The 17027-nt window shown below is 73.9% G+C and carries 13 protein-coding genes and 2 pseudogenes; 7 read left to right on the forward strand and 8 right to left on the reverse strand.

What is annotated here, in order from left to right; all coding sequences use genetic code 11:
• Positions 1-261 (reverse strand): annotated as a pseudogene (locus tag ACOJTC_RS27250) (hypothetical protein); the annotation flags it as partial.
• A gap of 90 nt (positions 262-351) precedes the next feature.
• Between ACOJTC_RS27250 and typA the strand changes: the two are divergent.
• Both typA and ACOJTC_RS27260 read left to right on the forward strand, forming a co-directional pair.
• Positions 352-2220, forward strand: coding sequence for a translational GTPase TypA (typA, locus tag ACOJTC_RS27255; RefSeq protein WP_420119027.1), 1869 nt, complete (start codon positions 352-354; stop codon positions 2218-2220).
• 195 nt (positions 2221-2415) lie between these two features.
• Positions 2416-3267 carry a serine hydrolase gene (locus ACOJTC_RS27260; protein ID WP_420119028.1) on the forward strand — a complete coding sequence of 284 codons (852 nt, stop codon included), beginning with the start codon at positions 2416-2418 and terminating at the stop codon, positions 3265-3267.
• An 8-nt stretch (positions 3268-3275) separates the two neighbouring features.
• On the opposite strand, the gene ACOJTC_RS27265 is transcribed toward ACOJTC_RS27260, so the two are convergent.
• Entirely contained in the window at positions 3276-4073 is a 798-nt protein-coding gene (locus ACOJTC_RS27265) for a tyrosine-protein phosphatase (protein WP_420119029.1), read from the reverse strand.
• 43 nt (positions 4074-4116) lie between these two features.
• Between ACOJTC_RS27265 and ACOJTC_RS27270 the strand changes: the two genes are divergently transcribed.
• Positions 4117-5214, forward strand: coding sequence for a mandelate racemase/muconate lactonizing enzyme family protein (locus ACOJTC_RS27270; protein WP_420119030.1), 1098 nt, complete (start codon positions 4117-4119; stop codon positions 5212-5214).
• Positions 5215-5275: 61 nt separating this feature from the next.
• Positions 5276-6184, forward strand: a complete 909-nt coding sequence (locus ACOJTC_RS27275; protein WP_204926062.1) for a C40 family peptidase — start codon at positions 5276-5278, stop codon at positions 6182-6184.
• 52 nt (positions 6185-6236) lie between these two features.
• Here the strand turns inward: ACOJTC_RS27275 and ACOJTC_RS27280 are convergent, their stop codons facing one another.
• The gene (locus ACOJTC_RS27280) at positions 6237-7235 is read right to left on the reverse strand and encodes a TerC family protein (protein ID WP_420119031.1); all 999 of its coding nucleotides are present in this window, start codon (positions 7233-7235) and stop codon (positions 6237-6239) included.
• A gap of 444 nt (positions 7236-7679) precedes the next feature.
• On the opposite strand from ACOJTC_RS27280, the gene ACOJTC_RS27285 reads away from it, so the two are divergent.
• The gene (locus ACOJTC_RS27285; RefSeq protein ID WP_204926060.1) at positions 7680-7973 is read left to right on the forward strand and encodes an antibiotic biosynthesis monooxygenase family protein; all 294 of its coding nucleotides are present in this window, start codon (positions 7680-7682) and stop codon (positions 7971-7973) included.
• Between the two features lie 351 nt (positions 7974-8324).
• Positions 8325-9086: an SDR family oxidoreductase gene (locus tag ACOJTC_RS27290; protein WP_420119032.1), complete on the forward strand. Its 762-nt coding sequence runs from the start codon at positions 8325-8327 to the stop codon at positions 9084-9086.
• A 108-nt stretch (positions 9087-9194) separates the two neighbouring features.
• Here ACOJTC_RS27290 and ACOJTC_RS27295 read toward each other — a convergent pair.
• From ACOJTC_RS27295 to uvrB, 4 genes and pseudogenes are all read right to left on the reverse strand, one after another.
• Positions 9195-10052: pseudogene (locus tag ACOJTC_RS27295) on the reverse strand (helix-turn-helix domain-containing protein); the annotation flags it as partial.
• Positions 10053-10214: 162 nt separating this feature from the next.
• Entirely contained in the window at positions 10215-10583 is a 369-nt protein-coding gene (locus ACOJTC_RS27300) for a VOC family protein (protein ID WP_204926057.1), read from the reverse strand.
• A 23-nt stretch (positions 10584-10606) separates the two neighbouring features.
• Positions 10607-11452: a helix-turn-helix domain-containing protein gene (locus tag ACOJTC_RS27305; protein ID WP_420119033.1), complete on the reverse strand. Its 846-nt coding sequence runs from the start codon at positions 11450-11452 to the stop codon at positions 10607-10609.
• 62 nt (positions 11453-11514) lie between these two features.
• Complete coding sequence (gene uvrB / locus ACOJTC_RS27310; protein ID WP_420119034.1) at positions 11515-13623, reverse strand: excinuclease ABC subunit UvrB; 2109 nt, start codon at positions 13621-13623, stop codon at positions 11515-11517.
• Positions 13624-13981: 358 nt separating this feature from the next.
• On the opposite strand from uvrB, the gene ACOJTC_RS27315 reads away from it, so the two are divergent.
• Positions 13982-15520, forward strand: a complete 1539-nt coding sequence (locus ACOJTC_RS27315; RefSeq protein ID WP_420119035.1) for a hypothetical protein — start codon at positions 13982-13984, stop codon at positions 15518-15520.
• Between the two features lie 13 nt (positions 15521-15533).
• On the opposite strand, the gene coaE is transcribed toward ACOJTC_RS27315, so the two are convergent.
• Positions 15534-16742, reverse strand: a complete 1209-nt coding sequence (gene coaE, locus ACOJTC_RS27320) for a dephospho-CoA kinase (RefSeq protein WP_420119036.1) — start codon at positions 16740-16742, stop codon at positions 15534-15536.
• Between the last annotated feature and the right edge of the window lie 285 nt (positions 16743-17027).

Genomic DNA, 17027 nt, shown 5'->3' on the forward strand with positions numbered 1-17027 from the left:
GTGGGGCCCCCGGCCGTCGGCGTACCCCCGGCGGATGTGTCGCCCGTCACGGGCCCGTCCGGTCACCGGGAGCAGTGCCCGGACGGGCCGGCACCGGCCCGCGTACGCTAGGAGTCCGACCAGCAGGGTCGACTCCCCCGGCACCGACAGACCGACGATCACTGTGGCCTCGTCCGCGGTGACCGTCGCGACGACCAGGTGCCCGGCCGGCCGGTGGGCCGGCCGGCCCGCCGGTGGGCTCGGCAGACCCGCCGCTGGCACGGCCGGAACAGCAGTTCCGGCACAGATCCGGGCGGTGACGGGACGACCCCGACACCTGCCCCGGCAACCGCAGACAGGAGTATGGAGGGTATGCAGCTTCGCACCGACCTCCGCAATGTCGCCATCATCGCCCACGTCGACCACGGCAAGACGACCCTGGTCGACGCCATGTTGCGGCAGGCCGGCGCCTACGGGGCCCGTGGTGAGAACACCGAGCGCGTCATGGACTCGATGGATCTCGAACGGGAAAAGGGCATCACCATCCTGGCCAAGAACACCGGCGTGCGCTACCTCCCGGCGGACGGCTCCGACCCGGTCACCATCAACATCATCGACACCCCCGGCCACGCCGACTTCGGCGGCGAGGTCGAGCGGGGCCTGACCATGGTCGACGGGGTGGTGCTGCTGGTCGACGCCAGCGAGGGCCCGCTGCCGCAGACCCGGTTCGTGCTCCGCAAGGCGCTCAAGGCGCGGATGCCGATCATCCTGGTGATCAACAAGGTGGACCGGCCGGACGCCCGGATCAAGGAGGTCGTGGACGACACCTACGAACTCTTCCTCGACCTGGACGCCGACGAGGAGCAGATCGACTTCCCGATCGTCTACGCCTGCGCCCGCGACGGCATCGCCTCGCTGACCCAGCCCGCCGACGGCTCGGTGCCCGACGACAGCACCAGCCTGGAGCCGCTGTTCCGGACCCTGCTCGACACCATCCCGCCGCCCTCCTACGACGAGGGCGCGCCGTTGCAGGCGCACGTCACCAACCTGGACGCCTCGCCGTTCCTGGGCCGGTTGGCGCTGTGCCGGGTACGCCAGGGCACCATCAGCAAGGGCCAGACGGTGGCCTGGTGCCGCACCGACGGCAGCACCCAGCGGGTCCGCATCTCCGAGATGCTGATGACCGAGGGCCTGGAGCGCAAGCCGGCCGAGTCGGCCGGGCCGGGCGACATCATCGCCGTCGCCGGCATCCCCGAGATCATGATCGGCGAGACCCTCGCCGACGCGGAGAACCCGGTCCCGCTGCCGCTGATCACCGTGGACGAGCCGGCCATCTCGATGACCATCGGCACCAACACCTCGCCGCTGGTCGGCCGGGTCAAGGGCGCCAAGGTCACCGCGCGGATGGTTAAGGACCGGCTCGACAAGGAGCTGGTCGGCAACGTGTCGCTGCGGGTGCTGCCCACCGAGCGGCCGGACGCCTGGGAGGTGCAGGGCCGTGGTGAGCTGGCCCTGGCCATTCTGGTCGAGCAGATGCGCCGCGAGTCCTACGAGCTGACCGTCGGCAAGCCGCAGGTGGTCACCAAGGAGATCGACGGCAAGACCTGCGAGCCCGTCGAGCGGCTGACCATCGACGCCCCGGAGGAGTATCTCGGCGCGATCACCCAGCTCCTGGCCACCCGCAAGGGCCGGATGGAGCAGCTGGTCAACCACGGCACCGGCTGGATCCGGATGGAGTGGCTGGTGCCGGCGCGGGGCCTGATCGGCTTCCGTACCGAGTTCCTCACCGACACCCGGGGCACCGGCATCCTGCACCACGTCTTCGAGTCCTACGAGCCGTGGTTCGGTGAGCTGCGTACCCGCAACAACGGGTCGCTGGTGGCCGACCGCTCCGGCGTGGTCACCCCGTTCGCGATGATCAACCTCCAGGAGCGCGGCCAGCTCTTCGTCGAGCCCACCACCGAGGGGTACGAGGGCATGATCGTCGGGGAGAACTCCCGCTCCGACGACATGGACGTCAACATCACCAAGGAGAAGAAGCTCACCAACATGCGGGCCTCGACCTCCGACGAGACCGAGAAGCTGATCCCCCCGCGCAAGCTCTCCCTGGAGCAGGCGCTGGAGTTCTGCCGCGAGGACGAGTGCGTCGAGGTGACCCCGGTCGCCGTACGCATCCGCAAGGTGGTGCTGGACCAGACCCAGCGCGGCCGGATGGCCGCCCGCCGCAAGCACGCCGGCTGACCCACCCGGGTCGCACCCGTCGCCACACCCCGCCTCACCCGGAGCCCCGGTCCGCCTCACCCGGACCGGGGCTCCGCCCGTCCCCCACCCGGGCGCGGCCGACCCCACCCCGGGTGCCCGCCGGGCCGCCCCGGCACCCTCCCCCGAATGCCGCCGGGCCGTCCCGGCGGGCCGGATTCGGCTAGCGTCACGGGCATGACCTGGGATGACCTCGACGCCCGACTGGACCGGCGGCCCGGCACCGTCTCGGCGTACCTGGGCCGGCCCGACGCCCCACCCACCTGGACCCGCAACCCCGACGCCACCCACTACGCGGCCAGCACCATGAAGGTCGCGGTGCTGCTGGCCCTGCACCGGGCCGCCGAAGCCGGCACCCTCGACCTGGACACCCCGGTGCCGGTGGTCAACGACTTCACCTCGGCCCGGCCGGACGCACCCCGGTTCACCTGCGCCCGGCCCTACGACAACGACGACGCCGTCTGGCAGCGGCTCGGCGGGCGGGCCACCCCGCGCTGGCTCGCCGACCGGATGATCACCCGGTCCGGCAACCTCGCCACCAACCTGATCATCGAACTCCTCGGCCTGCCCGCCGTCGCCGAGGCGTGGCGGCTCGCCGGGGCCCGGCACAGCGTCACCGGCCGGGGCATCGAGGACGCCGCCGCCCGGGAGGCCGGCATCACCAACCTGGTCACCGCCGCCGATCTGGCGGCCCTGCTCGGCGGGCTGGCCGTCGGCGCACACCGGCCCGGCCCGCTGGCCTCCCCGGCGGCCTGCACCGCCATGATCGACGTGCTGCTGGACCAGCGCCACCGCGACGATCTCGCCGCCGGGCTGCCCGCCGGCACCCGGATCGCCCACAAGAACGGCTGGGTACGCGGCGTACGGCACAGCGCCGGCGTCGTCCTGCCCGACGACGCCCCGGCGTACGTGATCGCCGTCTGCACCACCACCGACCCCGCCACCGCGCCCGACGACCTCGACGCCTGCCGGCTGCTGGCGGAGGTCTCGGCGACGGCCTGGGCCGCCCGGCACGACCTCACCGGCTGACCGGCAGATCAGTCCAGCAGGTGGGTCCGCAGGGCGGCGCGGAGCTGCGGGGTCACCCCCAACCCGTCGGCCAGGTACGCGTCGAACGACCCGTGCCGGCGGCGCACCTCGTCGAAGCCGGCGTCCAGGTACTCGGGGCGCACCTCCAGCACCGCCCGGACCGTCTCCGGGTCCAGCTCCGGACGCCGCCGCAGCATCGCCGCCGACGCCTCCCCACGCAGCTCCACCGTCAACGCGTTGTGCCGCAGGTAGTCGGCCCGGACCGTCTCCTCGTCGACGCCGAGGGCGGTGAGCAGCACCACCGCCAACCACCCGGTACGGTCCTTGCCCGCCGAACAGTGGAACAGCAGCGGCAGGTTGACCGGGTCGGCCGCCAGCCGCACCGCGCGGGCGAACCCCTCCCGGGCCACCGCACCGCTGACGAACCACCGGTACAGCTCCGCCATCGCCGCCGCCGCACCCCGCCGGGCCGCCTCGTCGTGGCCGGTGAGGTCGTGACCGAGCAGCACCGCCGACAGGTAGCCGAACCCGGGGTGCGCCGGGTCGAGCACCGGCAGCCGCACCAGGCTGGGGTCGCCGACCAGCCGGTTCGGCGGGGCGAGCGCCGTCTCGGTGTCGTCCCGCAGGTCCACCACGCAGGCCGGGGCGAGCCGACCCAGCACCGTCAGGTCGGCCTCGGTCAACCGACCCAGCGCCGGGGTGCGGATCAGTCGGCCGGGGCGTACCCGCCGGCCGTCACGGGTGGGCAGTCCGCCCAGGTCACGGGCGTTCGGGGCACCCGCCAGCGTCCAGCTTCCCACGGTCATCGGCGCGCTCCTTCGGTGACGGCGTGCGTATAGGGTGCCGCACATGACGATCGCCGTGGTACGCACCCACCGGCTGTCCGCGCCGCTGCACACCCCGTTCGTCACCGCGCTGCGGCGTACCACCACCGTGGAGACCCTGGTGGTGGAGGTGACCGACGCCGACGGGCGGTCCGGCTTCGGCGAGGCCCCGCAGGTGTGGCAGGTCACCGGGGCGTCGGTGGCCGGCGCGGAGTCCTGCGTCCGGGACGTGCTCGCCCCGGCGGTGGTCGGCCGGGACGCCGACGACGTGCTGGCCCGCTGTGCCGAGGTCGCGGCGGCGGTGGCCGGCAACGAGGCGGCCCGGGCCGCGCTGGACGTGGCGCTGCACGACCTGGCGGCACGGCGGCTCGGCGTACCCCTGGTGCGGTTGCTCGGGGGGACGGCGCTGCGGGTGCCGACGGACGTCACGCTGGCCGCCGGGACCGGCGCGGACCTGGCCGTGGCCGCCCGGCAGCGGTGCGACGAGGGCTTCGACGTGCTGAAGCTGAAGGTCGGCACCGACGCGGCGGGCGACCTGGAACGGGTCCGCGCGGTCCGGGCGGCCGTCGGCCCGCAGGTGCGCCTGCGGCTCGACGCCAACCAGGGGTGGACGCCCCGGGAGGCGGTCCGGGTGATCCGGGGTGTCGAGGACGCCGGGCTCGACGTGGAGCTGGTCGAACAGCCGGTGGCCCGGTGGGACCTGGACGGCATGGCCTGGGTCGCCGACCGGGTGGACGTGCCGATCCTCGCCGACGAGGCGGTGTTCGGGGTGCGGGACCTGGTCGCGGTGATCCGGCGGCGGGCGGCCGACCTGGTCAACGTCAAGCTCGCCAAGTGCGGTGGTCTGCGCCCGGCGCGCACCCTGCTGGAGCTGGCCCGGGAACATGGCATGGGCACCCTCGTCGGGTCCATGATGGAAAGTCAGGTGGGGGTCGGCGCGGCGGCCAGCCGGGCCGCCGCCTACCGGACCAACGCCGTGTCCGACCTGGACGCGGCCTGGTGGCTGGCCTGGTCGCCGGTGCACGGAGGGCTGCGTTACGAGGGCGCCACCGTGGTGCTGCCGGACGCGCCGGGGCTCGGCATCACCGCCGTGACCGAAACAAAGATTCAACACCGAGGTTGATGATCGCAGCTTTTCTTCCTATGGTCCGGATGGGGCACCGACACGTGAGCCGGAGGTCGACGTGGAGTTGGAGCCGGGCCGGGAGGCCCTCGTCCGGGTGGCCGTCGCCACCCTCTGGACCGACCCCGGCGCGACCCGCCCGGTCGACCGGCCCGCCCTGGCGGTGCCCTCGGACACCGGCGGCTGGATCACCGGGATGGACGCCAGCCAGCGGGTCGGTGACTGTGTGCTCAGTCAACTACTGCTCGGCGAACGGGTGCTGGTGACCGCGTTGCACCCCGACGGCTGGGCCCGGGTCGTCGCCGTGCAGCAGGCCGCACCCCGGCTCGATGCGCGCGGCTACCCCGGCTGGCTGCCCGCCGCCCAACTCACCCCGGCCACCCCCGCCGGCGGCCCGGCCGACCCGCTCGTCGTCGACGCGGTCAGCACCGGGCTGCGGGTCACCCCCGCCGGCCCGGTCGCCCTGCCCGGGGTCGTCCTGGGCACCCGGCTGCACCCGGCCGGTCCCGCCGTCGACGGGTGGCGGCCGGTCCGGGTGCCCGGACGGCCCGACCCACTGTGGGTTCCCGAGGCCGACGTCACCGAGCTACCGGCCACCCCGCCGACGGCCGACGACGTGCTCGCCGTCGCCGCCCGGCTGCGCGACGTCGCGTACGTCTGGGGTGGGCTCTCCGGGCACGGGATCGACTGTTCCGGCCTGGTCCACCTGGTGTGGCGACGGCTCGGCGTGACGCTGCCCCGCGACGCCGACGACCAGGCGGCGGCCACCACGCCCGTGCCGGCCGGTGAGGAACGCCCCGGCGACCTGTACTTCTTCGCCCGACCGGGGCGGGGCATCCACCACGTCGGCCTGGTGACCGCCGGCCGGGGGCCACGGATGCTGCACGCCTGCTACCGGCAGCGGCGGGTGCTGACCGAGCCGCTGCCACCGGACCGGGTCGCCACCCTGGTCGGCGCGCACCGGGTCTGACCGGGAAATGGGCGTCACCGCAGTGCGGTGACGCCCATCGGTGCCACTACGGTCAGCGGCGCGCCTCGATCAGCTCGCGCCGCCGGTCCCGGGACGACTTGACCAGGCTGGCCACCGTCGCCACGGCGAGACAGCCGATGATGACCGTCAACGACAGCCAGATCGGGATGTGCGGGGCCCAGCCGATCGGCTCACCGTCGTTGAGGAACGGCAGGTTGTTGTCGGCCAGCGCCTCCAGCACCAGCTTGACGCCGATGAAGCCGAGCACCACCGACAGGCCGTAGCTGAGGTAGACCAGCCGGTCGAGCAGCCCGCCGACCAGGAAGTAGAGCTGTCGCAGGCCCATCAGCGCGAAGACGTTCGCGGTGAAGACCAGGTACGGCTCCTTGGTGATCCCGAAGATCGCCGGGATCGAGTCCAGCGCGAAGATCAGGTCGGTGGTGCCGATCGCGATCATCACCACCAGCATCGGGGTGAACAGCCGCCGGCCCGCCTCGTACGTGGTGAGCTTCGCGCCGTCGTAGTCCCGCGACAGCGGCAGCGCCTTGCGGCTCCACCGGATCAGGATGTTCTCCTTGAACTCGTCCTCCTCCGGCTCGCCCTGTCGGGCCAGGTTGACGGCCGTGTAGATGAGGAACGCGCCGAAGATGTAGAACACCCAGGAGAACTGGGAGATCAGCGCCGCACCGGCGGCGATGAAACCACCGCGCATGACCAGGGCCAGCACGATGCCGATGAGCAGCACCTTCTGCTGGTATTTCCGGGGCACCCGGAACCGGGCCATGATGATCACGAAGACGAAGAGGTTGTCCACCGAGAGGCTGTACTCGGTGAGCCAGCCGGTGTAGAACTGGCCGGCCACGTCGCCACCGGCGGTGACCCACAGCCCCGCCCCGAACAGCAGCGCCAGGCCGACGTAGAAGCTGACCCAGAGGCTCGACTCACGGACGCTGGGCTCGTGCGGCCGGCGGCCGATGATGAAGAGATCGGCGAGGAGCACCGCCGTCAGTGCGACGAGGGTTCCCGCCCACACCATTCCGGACACGTTCAATCCATTCCTCCGGCAGACACGCGGCGTCGGGCACACCGTACGCCGCGTGACGGCGAGGTGGGCGACGACGCACACACTGGTGACTGTCGGAGGTCCCTTCCGCCAGCGACCCGCGGGCGGGGCGCTGACCGGCGGAGCCGGGTCGAGCTGTCGGGTGACGCTCGACCGTGCTGACGACTCCGTCGCGGGGGAATACTCCCCTCCTCGGCCGCCATTGTTCACCATCGAGGGCTGCGGGCGCATCTCCTGCGGCGTGCATTGCCGGCAGCATCACGTTCCGACCTCAACCGACCTGGTTGTCGGCTGCCCTCCCGGTCACCCCGCCTAACCATCCTAGGAGGCTAGGTGTAGCGGTATACGCGCGATTGATGGCGTTCTGCGGGGTGGGGGGATGGAGTCGCCCCGGCGCACCACGGGTGGGGCGCGGCGTGGCAGGCTGTCGGCATGGTGCTTGAGGTCGCGCTCATCGACGTACTGCCCGGACACGAGGACGATTTCGCCGCCGCCTACGCGCAGGCGCACGCCATCATCGTCGCCGCCGAGGGATGCCGCTCGGTCCGGATGACCCGGGGCGTCGAGTCCCCCTCCCGGTTCGTGCTGCTGGTCGAGTGGGACTCGGTGCAGGCCCACGAGGAGAACTTCCGGGCCACCGAGGCGTTCGGCAAGTGGCGGGCGCTGATCGGCCCGCACTTCGCCGGTCCACCCCGGGTCGAGCACTTCGTCGACGTACCGGCCTGAGCCGGGTCGGGGCCGCGATCCGACCGGCGTCCCGACAGCCTCCGACAACTTCCCGAAAAAATTCACTCCGGTCGATCGGATTTTGTCGTACCCCCGGGTTACCGTGCGGCGCACGCGCGGCGACCGGTCCCGACACGTTCGGGGGTGCCGGGTCCGGTGGTCACGCGGTGAACCGTCGTGGCCGCCGGCCGCCGGGCCGACCCCGGTGACCGGCCGGCCCCGCCGCCACCCGCCGCCTCGGCCCACCGGGCGGCATGGGCGCACCGTCGCCGGCCCGTGGGCGCACCGCCGGTGGTTGTCGTGCGGGGTTAATCCGTGGCGTCCGCAACGGCGGTCCGGTTGACTGCCCGGATGACCGCACGGGTGTTCCTGGTGACCGGGGTGAGCCGCCGGATCGGCATCGGCGCGGCGGTCGCCCGCACCCTCGCCGCCGACGGGCACCGGCTGCTGCTGACCGGGCTGCCCGGCTACGACGAGGCACAGCCCTACGGCGGCGACCCGCAGGGCGTACCGGCGCTGCTGGCCGAACTGGGCGGGGCCGCCGCCCACACCGCCGCCGACCTGCTCGACCCGGCCGCCCCGGCCGCGCTGGTCGCCGAGGCGGTACGCCGGCACGGCCGGCTCGACGGTGTGGTGGCGACCCACGCCTACTCCACCCGCACCAGCCTCGGCGGGTTGGACGCCACCGAGATCGACAGGCACCTGGTGGTGAACGTCCGGGCCACGCTGCTCCTGGCCGACGCGTTCGCCACCGCCTTCACCGCCGGGTCGGGCGGCCGGCTGGTGCTCTTCTCCAGCGGCCAGCGCCTCGGCCCGATGCCCGACGAGTTGGCCTACGCGGCCAGCAAGGCCGGGGTGGAGAACCTCGCCGCGCAGCTCGCCCCGCTGCTGATGCCCCGCGGGATCACCGTCAACTGCCTCAACCCCGGGCCGACCGACACCGGCTACGCCCCACCCGAGGCGCACGCCGCGGTGGCGGCACTCTTCCCGTCCGGCCGCTGGGGCACCCCGCAGGAGGCCGCCCGGCTCGTGCGTTTCCTCTGCTCACGGGAGGCGGACTGGATCACCGGCCAGGTCATCGACTCCGAGGGTGGTTTCAACCGCTACCGGTGAGTCCGCCCGACCGGCGCCCTCTGGGGCGGGGGACGGCGTACCGGTGGTCTCCCGACCGTCCCACCCGGCCACGTCGTCCGCCGCCGGACCGGCCGTACCGGTGGTGAGGGCGGCGACCCGGCGGCGGAGCAGCTCCGCCGTCTCCACCGCGCTGAGCGCGGCGGCGGACAGCCAGCCGGTCATCCGGTCGTAGCGCCCGACGTCGACCTCGGAGGCCAGCCGCACGTCGGTGGTCAACGCCTCCAGCATCACCGTGCGCGGGTCGGCCGGGTCGGGGAACGAGTAACACGAGAAGGCCGTCAACGGGTACGCCCCACCGCGCGGGGCCGCCGTCCCCGGCACCACCCGGATCGTCACGTGCGGCAGCTCGGCCAGGGCCAGCAGGTGCGCCAACTGCTCGTGCCAGACGTCGGCGGGCAGGCCGGCGGGGTCGCAGACCCGCTCGTCGAGCAGGGCCGTGTAGTGCGGCGGGTCGGGGCGACGCAGCAGCCCCTGCCGGGTGAGCCGGGCCCGCAGGTCGGCCTCGACGTCGACGTCCGGGTGCAGCAGCCGGCCGGCCGCGATCCGCAGCCGGGCGTAGCCGGGTGCCTGGAGCAGGCCGGGCAGCACCGCCGGCTGGTACTCCACGATGGTCGCCGCGCCCGCCTCCAACTCGGCGTAGGTGCGCTGCCGCTCGCTCATCTCGCCGAGCGCCTTCCACCAGCCGCGCCCGGTCGCCGCGTCGCGGGCGATGACGATCAGCGCCTCCCGCTGCGGCGACGGGACCTCGTAGATGTCGAGCAGGTCGAGCACGTCGGCGAGGTCGGGCCGGCTCTGCCCCAGCTCGATGCGGGACAGCTTGGAGGTGGAGGCCCAGCCCAGCCGGGCGCAGACCTGTTCCAGGGTCAGCGCCTCCCGCCTGCGCAACTGGCGCAGTTCGGCGCCGAGCCTCGCGCGTCGAATGACAGGACTCGATGACAATGGCATCCCAGCCTCCCCACGAGGGAGGGTACGCAGGATCATCACCCAGGGCAACAGTTTGCTTGCACACCGCAATGCTTATCTGAGCCGCCCTCGGATGACGCCGCCGCCGGGCGGCCCCGAACGGCAGCCCCCCCGTCTCCACGGCGGCCGTTCGGGGCAGCCCGGTCAGGGCCGGTAGGTGCCGAACGACCAGACGTTGCCGGCGAGGTCCCGGGCCGCGTAGTCCCGGGAACCGTAGTCGGTGTCGAACGGCTCCCGGATGATCTCCGCCCCGGCCGCCCGCGCACGGTCGTGGTGGGCGTCCAGGTCGTCGACCGCCACGTAGACGGCGTAGTCGTCGTCGGCCGGCCGGTCCGGTCGACCCCGGCCGGTGCCGAGCATGACGATGCCGTCGCCGAGCGCCAGTTCGGCGTGCGCCACCGTCTGGTCCGGACCGTCGTGCACCGCGTGGACCCGGAACCCGAACGCGGCGCAGAGCCAGTCGATCGCCGCCCGCGCGTCGGGGTACCGGAAGGTGGGGTAGATGCTCGTCATGTGTCGAGTGTGCCGGCCGGCGCTCAACCCGGATTGGACGAATGGGAACCCGGCCGACCCAGGGCCGCCGGGGTCGTCCCGGTGAACTCCCGGAACTCCCGGATCAGGTGCGACTGGTCGTAGTACCCCCAGCGCGCCGCCAGCTCGGCCCAGCCGTCCACCGACCCCGTCCGGTCGTCCGCCGGCCCGGCGGGGTCCGGCGGGGCGGACACCGCGTCCTGCCGGCCCAGCGTCGCGTACGCCCGCTGGAAACGCAGCAGGCGGGCGGTCGTCTTCGGGCCCAGCCCCAGCTCCCGGCGGAACCGCGCGGCCAGGTGCCGGCGGCTCCACCCGAGTTCGCCGGCCAACGCGCCGATGCCGATGTGGCCGGCCGAGCCGGCGAGCAGCTCCCAGGCCCGGCCGAGGTGCGGATCGACCGGGTCGGCGTCCGCCAGCCGGGCGTCGAGCGCCGCGTCGAGCAGGGCGAACCGGTGGGGCCAGTCCGGTGCCCCGGCCAGCCGGGCCCGCAACCGGTCGAGCCACGGGTCGGGCAGCCCGTCGACCGCCACCGCCCGGTTGGCCAACTCCCCCAGCGGCATCCCGAGGACCCGGCGGGCCGCCAGCGGGGTGAGCATCAACTGCACCCCCGCACCGGCCCCGGCCGTCGAGGTCGTGCAGTAGCCGTCGTACGGCCCGGCCACGAACGAGTCCACCCGGTACGCGCTGTGTGCCGCCGAGCGCGGGTTCAGCACGTCGAGCGGGGCGCCCCAGCCGAGGATGAGGACCACGAACGCGCCGGCCGCCTCGTGCCGGACCAGTGGCGGCGGTGCGCCCCGTCCGGACGCCGCACCGATCGGAACACCCTCCCGGTAGCCCAGGTACCGACCCACGACGGGACCCAGCCGTGCCGCCGGCACCCCGACACACACCTCGTCCAGCACCGGCCCGCCCGTCACTTCACCCCGGCGGCGTCCATCCCCCGCAGTTCCTTCTTGAGGTCGGCGACCTCGTCGCGGATCCGCGCGGCCAGCTCGAACTGCAACTCCCGGGCGGCGGCGAGCATCTGGTCGTTGAGTTCCTGGATGAGCTGTGCCAGGTCGGCCCGGGCCATCCCCTCCCGGGAGGGCGTGCCGGCGGTGGCCCGACCGCGACTGCGGGTCTCCTTGACCGGGGCCTTACCCCGGGACAGTTGCCGGGCGGCCCCGCCGACCCGGGCGCTCTCGGTGTCCTCCGCCTCCCGGTAGATGTCGTCGAGGATGTCGTGGATCTTCTTGCGCAGCGGCTCGGGGCTGATCCCGTGCGCCTCGTTGTGCGCGATCTGCTTGGCCCGGCGACGGTTGGTCTCGTCGATCGCCAACGCCATCGAGGGGGTGATCTTGTCGGCGTACATGTGGACCTGACCCGAGACGTTACGGGCGGCCCGGCCGATGGTCTGGATCAGCGACCGGCCGCTGCGCAGGAAGCCCTCCTTGTCGGCGTCGAGGATCGCCACCAGGGAGACCTCGGGCAGGTCGAGACCCTCCCGCAGCAGGTTGATGCCGACCAGCACGTCGTAGTCGCCCTTGCGCAGCTCGCGCAGCAGCTCCACCCGGCGCAGGGTGTCGACCTCGGAGTGCAGGTAACGCACCCGGATGCCGTTCTCCAGCAGGTAGTCGGACAGGTCCTCGGCCATTTTCTTGGTCAGCGTGGTGACCAGCACCCGCTCGTCGCGCTCGGTGCGCAGCTTGATCTCGTGCATCAGGTCGTCGATCTGCCCCTTGGTCGGTTTGATCACGACCTCCGGGTCGATCAGACCGGTGGGGCGGATGACCTGCTCGACGAACTCGCCCTGGGCCTGCTCCAGCTCCCACGGGCCGGGGGTGGCGGAGAGGAAGACCATCTGGCCGACCCGCTCCAGGAACTCGTCGAAGCGCAGCGGCCGGTTGTCGGCGGCGCTGGGCAGCCGGAACCCGTGGTCGATGAGCATCCGCTTGCGCGAGGCGTCGCCCTCGAACATGCCGCCGATCTGCGGGATGGTGACGTGCGACTCGTCGACCACGGTGAGGAAGTCGTCGGGGAAGTAGTCGAGCAGGCAGTGCGGCGGGCTGCCGGGCAGCCGGCCGTCGATGTGCATCGAGTAGTTCTCGATGCCGGAGCAGAAGCCGACCTGCCGCATCATCTCCAGGTCGTAGGTGGTGCGCATCCGCAGCCGCTGCGCCTCCAGCAGCTTGCCCTGCCGTTCCAGCTCGGCCAGCCGCTCCCCCAGCTCGGCCTCGATGTCCCGGGTGGCCCGCTCCATCCGCTGCGGGCCGGCCGCGTAGTGGGTGGCCGGGAAGATCAACAGATTGTCGACCTCCTTGACCACGTCGCCGGTGAGCGGGTTGAGGTAGTAGAGCTTCTCCACCTCGTCACCGAACAGCTCGATCCGGACGGCCAGCTCCTCGTATGCCGGGATGATCTCCAGCGTGTCGCCCCGGACCCGGAACGTGCCCCGCTGGAAGGCCATGTCGTTGCGGGTGTACTGGATGTCGACCAGGCGGCGCAGCAACTGGTCGCGGTCGAGTTCCTGCCCGACGACGACCCGCACGGCCCGGTCGAGGTACTCCTCCGGGGTGCCCAGGCCGTAGATGGCCGAGACGGTGGCCACCACGATCGTGTCCCGCCGGGTGAGCAGCGACATGGTCGCCTTGTGCCGCAGCCGCTCGACCTCCTCGTTGATCGAGGAGTCCTTCTCGATGTAGGTGTCGGTCTGCGGGATGTACGCCTCGGGCTGGTAGTAGTCGTAGTAGGAGACGAAATACTCGACCGAGTTGTGCGGGAGCAGCTCGCTGAACTCCTTGGCGAGCTGGGCGGCGAGGGTCTTGTTGGGGGCGAGCACCAGGGTCGGCCGTTGCAGCCGCTCGACCAGCCACGCCGTGGTGGCGCTCTTGCCGGTGCCGGTGGCCCCGAGCAGCACGGTGTTACGATCGCCGCGCCGGACCCGACGCTCAAGATCATCGATGGCAGCCGGTTGGTCGCCGGCCGGTTGGAACTCACTGACGACCTGGAAGCGACCATCGAGCCGGGGAATGTCGAGCGCCATGGTCCCCACGGTACGCCGCAGGTCCGACACTTCCCCGCGATCGCCGGACAGCCGGTGATCAGCTTCGATATTGCCATTGTGGCCCACATCGCAGCCGGCTAGCCTGGACACCGTAGGCCGCTCGCGGCGGCCGACCGCGGCGGTGGCCGGGCCCTCGACAGGCTCCCACCGCCCGGCACCTGGGGTCGCAGCACCCGGACATCACCGGCGTGCGCATCCCGCGTGGTCGCGCCCCTGGCGCAGACCGGCCGCCGCGAGCGCCCCTGCACCTGTCTTCCCCCGGCCGCCGGCACCCCCGGGCCGTGTCCCGGCACCCCCGCCGGCGTCACTCCGCCCCGGCCGGCCCGTTCAACCACACGTGGACACCTCGCCCGACCAGCCACCACGCCCACCGGGAGCCGGTCCGGGCCGCCGCCGCGCCGGCCACCACCGTCACGCCGCGGCGGAGGGCCCGTCGGGCCGGCGGCGGATCACCCTGGTCGCCCTGGTCGTGGTCGCCGTCACCGCCGCCGCCACCCTCGTGGCCGGCCTGCTCGCCGGCACACAGGCCCCGACCACCACGACGCGGGCGCTCACCGACGAGGAGGCCGAGCGGCTCGCCGCCGTCCGGGTCGGCACCTACCGGGACGTCCGGGCCGGGGTACGGGTGGCCGTCGGCACCGGGGCCGGCCGCACCGACCTGGTCGGCTGGGTCGACTGGTCCCGTCCGCTGGCCTACCTCGACGTCGGCGGCCCGGGAGCCGGCCAGGACCGGGGCCTGGTGCAGGCCACCCCGTCGGCGGTGGTGCAGCGCCCCGACCCCGCCGCGATCGTGACCCCGGCCCGGCCACCCCTGGTGCCGCCCGGTGACCGCTGGCGGCTGCGGAACCCGCCACCGGGGCGGGGGCTCGCCGGGGCGCTCACCGTGCTCTTCGCGCTCGCCGCAGACCGGCCCGCACCCGCCGCACCGCTACGTGCCGGTGCCGGCCGGTGGCTCGGCCGGGAGACCCTCGGCGGCGACCCGGTCGACATCCTCCAGGCGGCGCTGTGGCCGCCCCCGGCACCCGCCGCCACCGCACCCACCGTCACCACCACATCCGCCGCCGCGCCGGACGGGCGGCCGGCCGACGACGCCGACCCCCGCTGGTGGGTGGACCGCGACGCGCGGCTGCGCCGCTGGTCGGGTCGGCTCGCCGACGGCACCCCGATCACGGTGGACCTGGACCGGGTCGACCGGCCGACACCCTGGCCCGTCGACGCGCTCGGCGGTCGGCCCGGACTGCCCCGCGCCGCCACCGACGAGGAGACCGCCCGGCTGGGCCGGCTCGCCACCCGGCTGCGCGCCGGGACCGGAAGCGCGGCGGTCACCGTGTCCGCACCCCTCGGCAGCGCCGCCAACCTGCGCGGCGGCGGCTGGCTGAGCTGGTCGGCCGGCGTCGCCTACCTGTCCGTCGCCGAACTGGACACCCTCGGCCGCCGGACGCTGCGGCGTCGGGACCGGGCCGGCTTCGCCCGGGCGGACGTACCGGTCGGACCGCACGCCGCGGCCGCCGGACCGTCGGCGGCACCGCCGCTGCCGCTGCCGACCGGGGCGGGCTGGCGGCTCGCGGGCCAGCCGGTCGACGAGTTGGACGCACTGCTCGACGCGGCGGTGCGGGCCGCAGGACCGGCCCCGGACGCCACCACCACGGTGCACGTCCGCAGCGACCGACGGGCCGGCCGCCCGGTGGACGTGTTCGAGGTACGCCGCCAGGGCCAGCGGCTGCGGTACTGGCTGGACCGTTCCGGCTTCCTGCACCGGTTGGAGCTGCGCACCACCGGCGGGCTGTGGGCACAACTGGAGCTGACCCCCGGCCCGCTGCCGGCGGGGATCGTCCCCGCGCACCGGAAGCCGTCCCCGCCCACGCCGCGCGGTTGACCCGGCAGGACGGTCAGGGCCGCCAGCCGCTCCGCGCCGCCCAGTCCTGCGCCCGCAGGTGTTCCTCGGCGAACCACGGGGCGTCGGCGATGCCGGACCCTCCGCCGTCCGGTGCCGACGCCGCCAGCTCCCGCTGCACCGCCGGGTACGCCGCCCGTCGATCGGGATCGGCACGCAGGTGGTCACGCATCAGCAGGGCGTGCCGCCAGCCGGCCGAGCCCGCCACCCGCAGGTGCACGGCGACCGGCCGGCCCGGGTCCGCGCTGCCGTGCAGCCGCTGCTCCCAGCCCTCGTCACCGCCCCCACCCGTCCCGGCGTCGCGACCCAGCCAGCGGGGGCGGTCCCCCCGTACGCCGGGCACCCTCGGGAAGCCGGCGTCGGCGAGCCGGCCCGCCAACGGACCGTCCGCCTCGGCCATCGACGGCACGGTCACCTGCACGTCGATGACGTCCGGCCCGGCCAGCCCGGGGACAGCGGTGGGACCGACATGGTCGATCCGCAGGTCGTCGGGGGCCAGCGCGTGCCGGATCCGGGCGGCGAGCCGGGCGTACTGCTGCGGCCAGGTCGGGTCAGGCGCGGTCGGCACCACCGGCCGGCCCGGGGCGACCCGCCGTTCCCGCACGTTGCGTTCGTAGGGCACCAGGCGTGCCGACCAGAGGGCGTCCACGGCGGCGTGCAGCTCGTCGAGGCCGCCGTCGTTGTCGAGCACCACGTCGGCCGCCGCGCCACGACGGGCGTCGTCGGCCTGCGCGGCGATCCGCCGCTCGGCCTCCGCACGGCTCATCCCCCGGGTCCGCGTCAACCGCTCCAGCCGGGTGGCCACGGCCGTCCGCACCACCACCACCAGGTGGTACGTCGGCGCGAGCCCCACCTCCACCAGCAGCGGTACGTCGTTGACCACCACCGCGTCGGCGGGTGCCGCGGCGAACAGCTCGGCGGAGCGGGCGCGTACCCGGGGGTGGGTGATCTCCTCAAGCCGGCGACGGGCGGTCGCGTCGGCGAAGACCAGCGCGCCCAGCGCCGCCCGGTCCAGTGCCCCGTCGGCGGTCAGCACCCGGTCGGAGAAGGCGGCGACGATCGCGGCCAACCCCTCGGTGCCCGGTGCCACCACCTCCCGGGCTATCCGGTCGGAGTCGACGATCACCGCGCCCCGCTCGGCCAGCCGGGCCGCCACGGCGCTCTTGCCGGACCCGATGCCACCGGTCAACCCCACCCTCAGCACCGACCCAGTCAACCGGATCGCCGCCCACCCCACCACACCGCCCCACCCGACCACCACCACGCCGAACCGGCCCGGCGCGCCCGGGGCCGCCCGCCCGGGTCGTCGCGCACAGTCGGCCAGGTAGCGGTATCCGGCACCGGTGAGACCGCAATATCGCCACCCCTGAGTCGATCATCCCCGTCGCGGGACGGGAGCGGAGACACCCGGACAGCACGGAGCCCCGGCCCCCGGCCGCGTGGCGGGTCGGGGCCGGGGGTCCGGTGTGGGAGCGGCTACCCGCGCCCC

The organism is Micromonospora sp. (assembly GCF_048594385.1).
GTDB classification, from domain to species: Bacteria; Actinomycetota; Actinomycetes; order Mycobacteriales; family Micromonosporaceae; genus Micromonospora; species Micromonospora wenchangensis.